This is a genomic window from Urinicoccus massiliensis (genome assembly GCF_900120405.1).
In the GTDB taxonomy this organism is placed as follows: Bacteria; Bacillota; Clostridia; order Tissierellales; family Peptoniphilaceae; genus Urinicoccus; species Urinicoccus massiliensis.
This window is the reverse complement of the sequence record NZ_LT635492.1, coordinates 30,251-43,679: the sequence shown is the minus strand read 5'-3', so window position 1 is coordinate 43,679 and position 13,429 is coordinate 30,251. Positions and strand designations below refer to the sequence as shown.

The 13,429-nt window shown below is 30.3% G+C and carries 8 protein-coding genes; all 8 read right to left on the bottom strand.

Annotated elements, in window-relative coordinates:
• Positions 1–211: 211 nt before the first annotated feature.
• Entirely contained in the window at positions 212–1,258 is a 1,047-nt protein-coding gene (locus BQ7400_RS00395; RefSeq protein WP_072469623.1) for a sensor histidine kinase, read from the bottom strand.
• Entirely contained in the window at positions 1,251–1,934 is a 684-nt protein-coding gene (locus BQ7400_RS00390; protein ID WP_004816327.1) for a response regulator transcription factor, read from the bottom strand. The genes BQ7400_RS00395 and BQ7400_RS00390 overlap by 8 nt, the downstream gene beginning before the upstream one ends.
• Positions 1,935–2,850: 916 nt before the next feature.
• On the bottom strand, positions 2,851–3,123 hold the full coding sequence (locus tag BQ7400_RS00380) for a type II toxin-antitoxin system RelB/DinJ family antitoxin (RefSeq protein WP_004812197.1): 273 nt from the start codon (positions 3,121–3,123) through the stop codon (positions 2,851–2,853).
• A gap of 80 nt (positions 3,124–3,203) precedes the next feature.
• Entirely contained in the window at positions 3,204–3,428 is a 225-nt protein-coding gene (locus BQ7400_RS00375) for a helix-turn-helix domain-containing protein (protein WP_004827275.1), read from the bottom strand.
• Between the two features lie 2 nt (positions 3,429–3,430).
• Entirely contained in the window at positions 3,431–3,952 is a 522-nt protein-coding gene (locus BQ7400_RS00370; RefSeq protein WP_072469083.1) for a DUF2975 domain-containing protein, read from the bottom strand.
• Between the two features lie 22 nt (positions 3,953–3,974).
• On the bottom strand, positions 3,975–4,445 hold the full coding sequence (locus BQ7400_RS00365) for a hypothetical protein (protein ID WP_072469082.1): 471 nt from the start codon (positions 4,443–4,445) through the stop codon (positions 3,975–3,977).
• Between the two features lie 615 nt (positions 4,446–5,060).
• Positions 5,061–5,717 carry a DNA-binding protein gene (locus tag BQ7400_RS00355; protein WP_072469081.1) on the bottom strand — a complete coding sequence of 219 codons (657 nt, stop codon included), beginning with the start codon at positions 5,715–5,717 and terminating at the stop codon, positions 5,061–5,063.
• A 43-nt stretch (positions 5,718–5,760) separates the two neighbouring features.
• Complete coding sequence (locus BQ7400_RS00350) at positions 5,761–13,404, bottom strand: helicase-related protein (protein WP_072469080.1); 7,644 nt, start codon at positions 13,402–13,404, stop codon at positions 5,761–5,763.
• Positions 13,405–13,429: the final 25 nt, after the last annotated feature.

Below are 13,429 nucleotides of genomic sequence, written 5' to 3'. Positions count from 1 at the left end.
CTCCCTTATCTTTTATGCTTCCTTATTAAAAAGTAAAAAATACATCTTCATGTTAGTGATAAAAATTTTACTCCTCTATGATTTTATTTTAATTGATACAATAAAAAAGTGTTTTAATATTCTATTGATTAATTCTTAAGATTTCATTAATTTTTAAAAAATAAAAAAACACCTTAATTATGTAGTTTTATACATAATTAAGGTGTAATCCTCATTTATTTTTTAATCTTACAATGACAATAACTTCATTATTAGAACTTTCTACCTCTATCTTACCCTCATGTAATTCAATAATTTCTTTTGCGATAGGTAAACCTAAGCCAGATCCCACTTTTTTTGAATTTCTTGCTAGATTTAATCTAGTAAATTTGTTAAACATATTTCTTATCTGCGCTTCTTCTAGTGTATCGGTCTTGTTAATAATTTTTAATATTACACACTTATACGTTTGATATATTTTAACTTTTATCTCTGTATTTGCATAAGAATATAAGATTGCATTTTTTAAAATATTCTCTAAGGCTCTTTTCATTTTATTTGGATCGACATTTACAAATATTGAGCCTTCACTTGAGATATTTATCTTATGATTATTCTCTTTCATCATAGGATAAAGCTCATCTCTTAATTGTATTAAAAAATATTCTAAATCAATTTTTTCTTTATGAATACTAAATTCACCATTATTTAATCTAGCAATTTCAAAAAATTGGTTTATAAGATCTTCTAATCCTAATGCTGTTTCTAATAATTGTCTAATATATTTCTCTCTTTGCTTATTAGGCAAGTCTTTCATTTCATCGAGCATTGATAAATATCCAATGATAGATGTCAAAGGAGTTCTTAAGTCATGTGCTAAGTAGGTGATTAAATCATTATCTTCATTTTCTCTTTTTTTAAGCGTATATTCTATCTCTTTTTGTTTAAATTTTAATCTATTTATGGAATCTTCTAAAGTTTTATAAGGAGTCGGGAAACTAACAATATTCTCATCCAAATCGTCTATTTTTTTGCATAAGTCAATATAATCTTTCTCTAATTTTGAAAATTCTTTTATTATAATAATTAATAACCCCAATAATAAAATAACAAAAAAAATCAGATCCAATCTATTAACAAAAAATTCGTGTATTTCATTATTAAATCTAAAAATATTGCTATCTATTGCAAGCATACAACTCATTAGAATAAATAAAAATACCATAATTTTTATTACTATTTTTTTTAGTATATCTTTAAAATATTGATCTTTATCCAATTTTATACCCAACTCCCCATACAGTTGTTATTATATTATTTTTTTCTCCTAATTTTTCTCTAATATGCCTAATATGAACTGAAACCGTATTGTTTTTTATATAATATTCATCCGGATATATTTTATAGAATAAATCTTCGGATCCTAGTACTTCAGATTTTTTCTCTAGTAATGATTTTAAAATAATAAATTCAATAGGAGTTAAATCAATTTCCTGTCCATCAACTAAAACTTCTCTTGATTTGATATTTAAATCCACATTTTGATAAGTTAAAATATTTCCTGTACCTTCTTTAGTTTTTAAATTATAATTATTGTATCTTCTTAATTGAGCCTTTACTCTAGCAACTAACTCTCCAGGTAAAAATGGTTTAGTTACATAATCATCCGCTCCAAAGGTTAAGCCCTTAATTTTACTTGACTCATCATCTTTTGATGTAAGCATAATAATTGGATAATTAAAAGACTCTCTAATCTTTTTGCATAAATAATATCCATCTTTATCAGGTAACATAATATCTAAAATCGCTAAATCAAATTCTTCTTCCTTAATATATCTAATTGCTTCCTCTGAACATGTTGCCTTTTTTATAATATAATTTTCATTTTCTAGATATATCTCTATTAAATCTAAAATACTTTCATCATCTTCTACTACTAATACTGAGTAATTCATAACTAAATTTCCTCCATTTTAAATCTATCACTTTTGTCAAAACAACTTTAAAAAAATAAAGAAATTTTTTAAGTAAAAGAATCAAGAAGAACAATACAACATCCTTTTAATGAATTAAATCTATCTTTCTAAATTTCTTAAATCTATAATTTTTGATTTAATATACATTTCTTTCGTTGTTTATAAATGTCTACTTATAAATAAGTACACCATTATTCTTTATCTCATTTCAATATCTATATCTACTATATTGATAATAGATTGTCTTTGCTGTCATCACATATACTATATCTTTTAAAAAGTTTTCGTCTGTTCTAGCCTTCTAATCGTCTTTTCTTTTTCAGACTTCAAATCCAAAACATTTTAGCTTGGTTGGTTTAATAACTTTGAATTTTGTTGCATTTATTTTAATCCTAACTTCTTTTCTATACATTTGGTTACTAAAACCATTACTCTGTTTGCCACTACACTGTTTGCTACTGTTAGTATACTGTAATCTACATATCTAACCAACCTTAATATCATATTCATGTTCATCAAGTCAGGTCGTTCCTCTCTTCCACATATCTCCATGTGAAATTTCAGGATTGCTATGGAATTCGTCGACAAATACGCTGTTTAGGGACTTTCACCCCAGTATTGGAACTTGCCCCATCATACAATACAGTAAACAGACAAAAACCTGCCCCCTATAATCTTTTACCTTTCTATGCTTTTATCATTTTTCTTCTTTTCATCCACTTTCATATCCCCTTTAGTCTTAAATTTCTCTATTGTTGATATTTTTGCTTTAGTATGCTCTTTAGCTTTTAATAATTTGGCAGAGTATACTTATAGACTTGTGTATTCCTTATTATCTTTTCCTATGCTTTTTAGCTTGCTTTAGGTCTTTTTTAAATTTACTTGTAAACTTATCTTATACTTCAAGGGCTTTCCTCAAGTCATCCATATTGTCATAGGATTTCACATTCGTATCTTTAGCTATCATTCTTCCTTCTTCAATCGCTTTTATAGTTTCATCACTTGGAACATTAAGTTTTAAATCAAAAGGAATGCCACTTTCTCTAATACTCGCCCTTAAAAACATGTTAATGGCAGTAGTCATATTTAAGCCTAGACTGGAGTAGATTTTTTCGGCAGCTTCTTTTATTTCTTTATCTGTTCGTATATTCAAATTTGTTGTAGCCATTTCCCCATCTCCTTTGACCTTATTATATAACTAAATTTGTGCGTAGTCAATACACTGTCATTATACTTTATACATTAATTTTACTGTTGATATTCTTCATTATCATACTCAAGTAAATCACCTGGTTGACAATCAAGCTCCTTACAGATGCTCGCTAAAGTGTTAAACCTTATACCTTTGGCTTTTCCAGTTTTTAATATTGATAAATTTGCTTCGGTTATCCCTATCCTTGCTGCAAGCTCTTTCGATGTCATATTTTTCTTTTTTAACACTTGATCTAGATTTATAATTATTTGGTCTTTCATTTTCAAATTATACTTTCCGAATCTTCTTTTAAGGATTTTCCTGTATCAAATATAATCATTGATGAAAATACTATAACCATCAAAATTATATTCGTTAAATAATCCTTAATAGTTAAATTAAAAACACTGCTAATATTGTCCACTTTAAGATAATTGAAAACTAGCTTAGAAATAATTTGACAAATCGTCAGAACTATAAGTGCTATTAATATATCTCTCGAATATTTTGAATTTAAGTCTGAAAAATAATCTTTATTCTCTAAATTCACTAAAATCTTCTCGAATTTATCCAATGAGAAACCAACTACAACGAATATCATAAGAGCACTCAGGCATGAATAAATAATAAAAGGAAGTGAAACCTCTTGTAGATTAAATTGATGAGATTCAACTACTTGTATTACATCATCTTTAAAAATCAGAGTTAATACACTTCCAAGTAAGGTAAAACCTGCTCCTAAATATGAAATATATCTTAAACCCTTAGATAATATAATCGCTATTTTAAAAATAAAACTCTTCATAACTTCTCCTCAACACTTTCGTTTATCTATTATCATCTACATCTTTCCATTCTTGTACTCTATCCTTCAAATAATTTAAATCTTCTTTAGAAAGTTCCCAGGTTAATGAAGAAGGCAGCAAGGGCATTCCCTCCATTGTAATATATGGATAATTTTCATAAATATAGAAATCTATCTTTGTAGCTTTTTTATCCTCTCTCTTGCTGGTTAATAAGAAGTGGTAAGACTCTATTGCATCATCTGGTATTTCTTTAAAATAATCGTCGAAGTTTTTATCATTAATATTTGCTACGCTCATTCCTGTTAAATTGCCAAAGTAGTCTAAAACTTCTTGTTCTTCTGTTTCAACAATTTTTTTATTGTTAGAATCAAATATTTCAATCTTTTCTTCTTTTTTATTACTTGTTTGTTCTGTTGTAGTATTTGGACTACAAGAAGTTAAAACTATAGAAAAAACAATAAAAATAGCCATTATTAAAAATCTTTTTCTCATGATAATCCTCCCCATTGCATTATTGTAAAACGATAATTATCTTTGATTATTATTATAAAACAATAATTATAGTTTGTCAATATCATTCGTAATGACTTAAAACTTATCAAAGTCTTCTTGTGTAGCCAATTCCTTATATTTGTATTCATCATTATTCTTTTCTGTGAACATATCATTTACAAGTCCAATTGTTAGTAGGGATCAGTCAGATATAGAAAGACCAAGCTCCACTGTCCTTAATAGAAGCAATGGTGTAGTAGTTGGTCTTTCTGTTAGTCTTGCTTTTTTAGGGAATTCTTCTGACTTTATGTTTAGTCCCCATAATTCAATTATTTGAGGCAGAATTTTAAGACTCATTTAGAACTTTGTAGAATCCGATTTTTCCGTCAAAACATTAGTTCTAAAAGTTCTGGAATAAGAGCGATTTATAAGTCTCCGTCATATCCAATATTTTTCTCAGTTAAGACTGTTTCAATTTTACTGAGTGCAATCCCACTTTTATAATCTGTTATCTTATTATCTATACATCAATACTACAATCTCCACATATAGCACCATTATACAATCTATTTACATATGACAAAAAAATAAAGGCAGTCCGAAGACTGCCGATATTTATCTCTCTGTACCTTTGCTATGGTCTTTCTTATTTGACTTAGCTTTGTCATCTGTCTTAAAGCTTTTTATTTGCCCTAATATTGACTTTCTATCCTTGTATTGACTCTTTACTTGCTCTTTTGCTTTTAAGAGCTTAGAAGAGAAAATACGAACATTTTTATGTTCCTTTCCGTTGTTATCAATGCTTGTTTTTACTTGTCCAAAGATTTTAACGAAATCTCCTTGTTTTAGGTTCTCTAAATCTTTTGTCTTATCTCCATAGGCTGAACAATTGGTATAAACTTTATTACCATTATCATCTTTTGAAACAAGAGTAAAATTACTTACTTTAAACTTTTCTCCATTAGCATTTTCTCTTTCAAGATTTTCTACTTTTCCAACTATATTACCAACGAGATTTATGAGGTCGTCTTTTTCTTCAAGTTCATTGGTATTTTCAACAATCTTACCTTGTTCTTTCATATCATCAATCATATAGTCAAAGTCATCATTTAATAGACCTGTTGTGTCTTTGATCATAAATAAAACATAGACTTCTTCAAGTGCCTTTTCATCAGTAACACCTTTTTCTATGCTCACAAGTGCTTTTATAAAGTCCTTGTAGTTATCATTCATCATTTCTTCTAAGTTTTCTCTAATATCTTTGTATTCCATATTTTCCTCCTTGTACTAAATAAGGAGAGCCTTTCGCCCTCCTCTATCTTTCTTGTCCTTTTTCACTTTTTTCTTGATTTTTATCTTTTTCTTCTTCTGATTTGAATTTCGATATTTGTCCCAATATCGATGGCTTCTCTTCCCTTGCGTGAAGATTATCCTCTACATCATAGGTTGATTCAAAGTAATCACTATCTTTAAAATCATTGTCATACCTATCTGGTATTCCATCATTATCAAGATCTTTTGCCAGTGGATCATAGAAGTTTCCATCATCATCTATTTCTAGTCCTAGTGCTTGTTTTAAATCTTCTTCATCTACTGATACCAGATCATCAAAACTTGACATCTTTATGGCTTCAGTCATATCTTTAAGAGCTTGTGAGCTAGATATATCTTCTTCTACAAAAGATTCTGTTCTAATAGCTACATTATCTACATACTGAGTCCATGTTTTTTCTTCCAAATTTACCTCATATTGAATAGAGTGCTTACCATCTGGTGTTTCTGTATAGGCAAGTCCTATATGGCTTAAATCAGGGTATAGTTTGTCAAAATCTTCATAGCTATTAGATTCTGAAAACTCATAGTTAGAATAATCAACTATCGCCCTCTTTAAATCTTCTAATAATGGTGATTGGTTTTCTAATTCTTCTACTTCTCCCATATCTAAAAGTTTATTAATCTCAGCTAGTCTTAGTGTCTTATCCCTTAACTCATCTGCTTTTTCAAATGGTTTAGTTAATTCTACTTTGGCATTTTCTAAAGATTCTTTATAGTTTTCAAGGTTTTGATTCAACCTTTCAAGTCTTGCAGGCATTTTTTCAATTGCATTATCAAGCCTTGTTATATTACCATCAGTAGAGTTTGAAAACTCTCCAAAGTATTCTGCTTTTCCTAGAAGTTTAAAGGCGTGAGTATTAGTCATAAAGTTATATGAAACTTGTAAATCTAAATTTCTATATTTACCAATAACCTTGCTATCATTTATCTTTACCTTTTTTATTTCTTCTAATAGCTTCTCTCCAGCTTCTTTCTTATCTAAAATTATATTTTCTCCAAGACTAATTGAAGTAAATTTGTTATCTCCTTCTCCTAATTTCTCAACACTTGCAATATCTTCTTTAACTGCTTGTATTTCCATTTCAGTTTTTAAAATACTTTGGGGATAAATTTTATTTACCTTATCTTCGAGCTTGTATTTATTAGACTTGTAGTTTGCTTCAAGCATTTTTAGTTTTGTAACTTCGTTATCTAAGTCCATCTTTTCTTTAATCAGAGGATTGCCAGTAGCTAAAGCCTTAATTTCTGAATAAGATAGGCTTGCTTCATCAACATCTTCTGCAACTCTTACTGGAGTTTTTGAAGTCATAATTTGAGAAATGAATTTTTGCTTATTCTCTATCGTCTGCCACAAATAAGCATCAAAGGTATTTTCTGTGACATATCTAAAGATATTTACCTTATCATTTTCATTACCTTGACGAACAATTCTACCACTTCTTTGCTCTAGGTCAGACGGTCTCCATGGGACGTCTAAATCGTGTAAGGCTATTAGTTTATTTTGTACATTTGTACCTGCTCCCATTTTTTGAGTCGATCCTAATAAGACTCTTACTTCTCCTCTTCTTACTTTAGAGAACAATTCATCTTTTTGTTTGTCTGTATCTGCTTCGTGGATAAAGGCTATTTCTTCTTTAGGTATTCCCATATTCACTAGCTTATTTCTAATATCATCATAGATATTAAATTCTCCATCTCCTTTTGGTGTAGACATATCTGAAAACACTAATTGAGTCGATGATTTTTCTTTTGTCTTATCCCAGATAGAAAAGATATTTTTAACGCATACATTAACCTTTGAATTAGGATCATCTGGAAGTAGTGGATTTATTAATCTCTGGTCAAGGGCAAGTTTTTTACCATCATTTGTAATCTTTAGCATATTATCTTCTGTTGGCTCTACTTGGTTATTTCTAACTGCGTCAGCTCTTTCTGAAATAGCTTCTAATATTTCTTTTTGTTCCTCAGTAGGTTTTGTTTTAATAACTTCGAAGTTTGCTTCTGGTACTGGCAAATTTAACATATCTGAAGTCTTTATATCTGCTACTTCTTTAAACATAGACATCAACTCTGGCAAGTTATAAAACTTTGAAAATCTTGTCTTTTGCCTATAACCAGTGCCTTCTGGAGATAATTCAAAGGTATTTTCTGTTTCTCCAAAAGTAGAAGCCCAAGCGTCAAAATGTTCTAATCCTCTTGCCTTTAAATCGTCATACTGAAGGTATCTTTGCATGGTATAAAGCTCTGTCATTGAATTTGATATTGGTGTACCAGTAGCAAAAACAACTCCCTTGCCATCTGTCATTTCGTCCATATACCTACATTTCATATACATATCTGAAGACTTAAAGGCTTCACTCTGACCGATACCCGCAACATTTCTCATCTTTGTATGCAAGAATAAGTTTTTGTAATTATGAGCTTCGTCTATAAATAACTTATCTACTCCCAGCTCTTCAAAAGTTATTACATCATCCTTTTTAAAGTCATCATTTAGTTTTTCCAGTCTTACCATGAGTTTTTTCTTTGTCTTTTCTAGTTGTTTTACTGTGAAATTTTCTCCTCTATTTCTTTTGTTCTCATCGATAAAGGAAACTATATCATCTATTTGGTCTTGTATATGCCTTACCTGGTATTCCTTAGACATCGGTATTTTTTCAAATTGAGAGTGTCCTATGATAACTGCGTCATATTCTCCTGTTGCAATCCTACCAATAAATCTTTTCCTATTTTTTGGTTGAAAGTCTTTTTTATCTGCCACCATAATATTTGCTGACGGATATAACTGCATAAACTCTCTACCAATTTGAGTGGTTAGATGGTTAGGAACTACAAATAATGACTTACTTGCAAGTCCTAACTTTTTAGATTCCATAGCAGAAGCTACCATTTCAAAAGTTTTTCCTGCTCCTACTACATGGGCAAGTAGTGTATTTCCACCATAAAGAGTCCTAGCTATTGCATTTTTTTGATGTTCTCGAAGTCTAATTTCAGTATTCATTCCATCAAAAGTTAAGTTAGAACCATCAAATTCTCTATTTCTAATTGAATTGAATTTTTCATTATAAATCTTTTCTAGCCTATATCTTCTATCAGGATCTTCAAATATCCAATTCTTAAATTCTTCTTTAATCAGCTCTTGCTTTTGACTTGCTAGCATAGTTTCTTTTTTGTTTAATACAGAAGTCTTAGACCCATCATCATTTATTATTTGGTCAAATACTTTTGTATCTTTTAGATTAAGAGCATTTTCAATTAGCTTATAGGCATTTACTCTACTTGTACCATAAGTCATGTTAGCAAGGTCATTAGTCGAGTCAACACTTTTACCCTCAATATTCCATTCACTTGAGTGTGGCGAGAACCTAACATTTATATTCCACCTATCATAACCTGGTGTTTTTAAAAGGTTAAAAGTAAAGTCTTCTATATCTTTTTGAGGTATCCAGGTTGCTCCTAACCTTACATTTATATCAGAAGCAGTAAGTTCTTCAGGCATAACTTCTTGTAATTTTTCTCTTTGATATTTGAGTTTGCCTAACTCGTTTAATAGTGTATCTTTCTTTTCAGAAGGTGCTAAATCTATTACATTTTCAATTTCTCCGATATATGAATTGAGGTAGCCAATCTTTTCTCTGATATTACCACTTAAATATTCATCAGCCGATACATATGAAAAATGAAATGAATCGTCATTGTCAAAGTTCTCAAAGGGCATTCTGTTATTTATTAGGTCTGTATCCTTAATATCTAAAAATATCTCGCCCTCAAGCTCACCAATTAAGGTGTTCCTATCTTTACTTGTGATAGATTCCATATATTCAAAATCTACATATCCTTTTTGTGAAACTGATAAGACTAAAGCTTCAAGGGAAGTGTCTACATGGTCTACTACTTTTGCCTTTGTGATTGTTCTTTTTGAGAATATATCACTCTTAGCTTTGAAATTATCCTCATCATCAAGTATTTCTATTGATGATACCAAAGGAAAGTTTGAGTCTTCCTTTAAGGCTCTAGTGTTTGATAAGGAGTTAATAAAGCCATGTTTCTTTGAAAAGTTATCATAGACTTCATTTAACTTTGCTTGTGATTCTTTTATTTCTTCGTCTGAAAAATCTTCCTTTTGCTTTTCTATTACATCTTTTAAAGCATTCATTACATCAAGATAATCTTTTATTTTTTCTTTATTTTTATCTGATATATTCTGCTTAATTAAGACTGAGTTTTCTCTTAGGTAGACCTCTTCATCAATAATGGTATAGGAAAAATTCTTAACATCATCTGTTGCTGGAAGACTTAATTCTTCATCTTCCAATAGTTCGACCTCTTCATATTTTGAATTTGAAGATATTTCCTTACTTGCAAGATCCATTAAATCTTTTAAATTTACGTCTTCTCTTTCATCACAAGTAATAGTATTGCCAAATCTTCCAGATACTTCTTTCATATCCCCTAGTACCATTTGAGGATTATCTACAAAGTATTTATTATAGGTTAAACCCTTTTTATCAATTGCTAGATGAATCCAATCGTCATCTCTTTCTATAACTGAATCTCTCTTCTTTAAGAAAATAATATCTGAAGTAACTTCTGTACCAGCAAGTCCTTTAAATGTTGTATTAGGTAGCCTCATAGCTCCTAAAAACTCACATCTTGCATTAATATATTTTCTAACAGATTCATCTTTTTTATCCATAGTTCCAGATGATGTTATGAAGGCAATAATTCCTCCATTCCTAACCTTATCTATTGACTTTGCAAAAAAATAATCGTGAATCAGAAAATTATTTCTGTTATATTCACGATCGTTAACTTTAAAATCTCCAAAGGGTACATTTCCTATAACTAAATCAAAAAAGTTATTTGAGAAGTTTGTTTCTTCAAAACCTTTAATTTGAATATTAGCTTCAGGATAAAGCTCTCTTGCTATTCTTCCGCTTAGACTATCTTTTTCTACTCCATATACTTTAGAGCCTTGTATTTCACTTGGCATATTACCAATAAAATTACCGACCCCTGCAGATGGTTCAAGGATATTCCCAGTCTTAAAACCCATATCTGTTAGAGTCTTATATATTCCATCCATTACCTCTCTAGGTGTATAAAAGGATGTTAAGGTAGACTCTTTAGCATTCAAATACTCATCATTTGTTAAATTTTCTTTTAAAATATTTCTTGCTTCAAGCCATTGCCCTCCTTTTTCTTCATCAAAGACATCGGCAAGACCACCCCAACCTAGATAGTCAGCAAGATAGGCTTGTTCATACTCTCTTGGACTCCTATTTTCATTTTCAAGTCTTTTGAGCATCTTAATAGCTTTTATATTTTTATCTAGCCTTTCTGATGGTGTTAGGTATTCTGAGTAGATATGATTTTTTAAATCATAATTTCTAGCAAAACTTAGTCTTTCCTTATTAGGTTCATAGCCTAGATTCTTCAAATCTTCTTTTCCCCTCAATAAATTTTCGGCTGCTTGTCTTGGGACATTATACCTATCCATCATTTGGTCAATTTCAAAATTGTGGTTATCTATAAAGCTTTCTTGCTCTACTTGTCTTTCAATTTGATTTTCATGCTCAGATAATTTGTATATCTCATAATTTCCACTATCTAAAAGGTCATCAATCTTGCTACTTTCTTCAAATGTTTCACCCTTATATAAGGGAAATTCTTCTCCATTAACTTCTACCTTAGTTCCAGTTTCAATTAAGTTAATTCCATCAAAGGTATTCTCATCTTCTAAAATAAATTCCTTACCAACTTTTACTGCTAGTTTTTCTGATGTTTGACTTAGATTTTCAAAGATTTCTTCAAGGTATGAATCGTTTCTATATGGAATTACTTCCGAACCCCTAATCATACCTCCCATATATTCCATATTATCTCTGATAGTGACAGTTTTAAGTCCTCCACTTAGTTCATCAAAGTCTGTAATGGTAAAGTCCTTATCTTTATATCTAACCTGATCACCTATCTTAAATTTAGGCTCTATCTTTTCCTTAACTTCTTCTTGTAAAGATTTTTCCTCGCTTATTGCAACTTGTTCTTCTAAATATGAAAATTCACGCTCATTTACTTCTTCACCATCACCAAGGTCAATCCTATAGTGTTCGACAACTTCGCCGTCTAAATAGTGGTCAAAATAGAATTTGAAATATCCGATATAATCATCAGTCATTTCTCCAAATTCATTTTCTCCAAGAGTTTGATTATGGTCTTTAACATCAATATCCTTTTGTCTTAGGACATTAATTAAATCTTTAGTTACTATCTGCCCACTAAAATCGGGAACTAATTCGTGGTTTTCATTAAATTCTACAATCCAGTAATCTTTTCTTTTTTCAGTATTTTTGCCATCAAAAAAAGAAGCTTCATCAGCTTCCTTTTCTTGGCTTATTTCCTTTTCTACACTTCCACGTATTCCTTGATTGCTATTCTCTTCACTGTTGTTATCAAGTTGTTCATCTGTCCTTGGTATTCTTCTGGATTCTCCCTCATCATCTTCTCTGTCAATCCTTGTGCTTTCATCATCTTGACTTTCTCTCTCTTGATAAAGTCCACTGCCTGATTCTGAATTTCTTTCAGATGGTTCAAAAGTGTTTTCTCCTCGTACATTTCCTGAAGTTTCTTCCAGTTCTCCATGTCCTCGCTCCCTACTAGGTAAGACAGTCTTAGAACTGCGTATGTCGGATTCGGATATCTCTCCATAAATTCCAGATCCTTCTCCATCATGTCCAAGGTTTTCTCTTCGATCTTCATCGCTATTTCCTCTGTCGCTTCCATCTGTGAAAACTCGTCCATCTCTACTTCTTGACCTATCATCTCGTCTATATAAATCATTTTGACCTCCTCTATCTTCATTTATATTTTCTATATCTCTATTATAGTCGCCACCGGCCCTTTCTGTCAGCAGCCTAGTACGATCCATTTCCTTAGATTTTTCTATTGTGCTATCTATAATATCTTCACTAATCCTTGATATTACAAGACCTATCTGTTCTAAAGAAATTGTATTAATCCTAGAAAAATTATTTTTTAAATTTTCCATATCCATAGGATAGAATGTATTAAACCTATTAGCTACCGCATAGGATATTGAGTCTCTCATAAATTTTTCAAAACTAAGTCTATCCTCTATATCTATTCTCAAATCAGCAAGAGCCAAATTAATGTATTCATCTCCATAAATTCGACTTAAAGAAAATATATTTTCATTGAGTGAATCACTATCTTCAAATGAAAAATCTCTTATTATTTCCTTTAAAGCCTCGTTATGGTTTTCGTGATCAAACTGCCATAAGCCAACCTCATTAATATTCCTATCCATTGATGTAGTCTGACTAATATCAAAAATGTATGAAACTTTTTTGTTTACATCACTTCCAACTAAAATTGGAATACCCTTTTGACCCCTCATAACAACTCGACCAAAATATTTCTTCCACATATCAAATGTCGCACAAGCTCTAGCTTCAGGTTCCTTATTATATATACTTAGTTGGCTTGAAAAATCATATTTCTGATTATTGCCTATAACCTTTAAGAGCTTTAAATATTCTTTTTCATCTTGTAAAACTTCATACTTTATTGCTTCTTGTATATTCTTAAAATCATTTACTTGCATTTCATCCTCCTTCTCTTTTTAACAA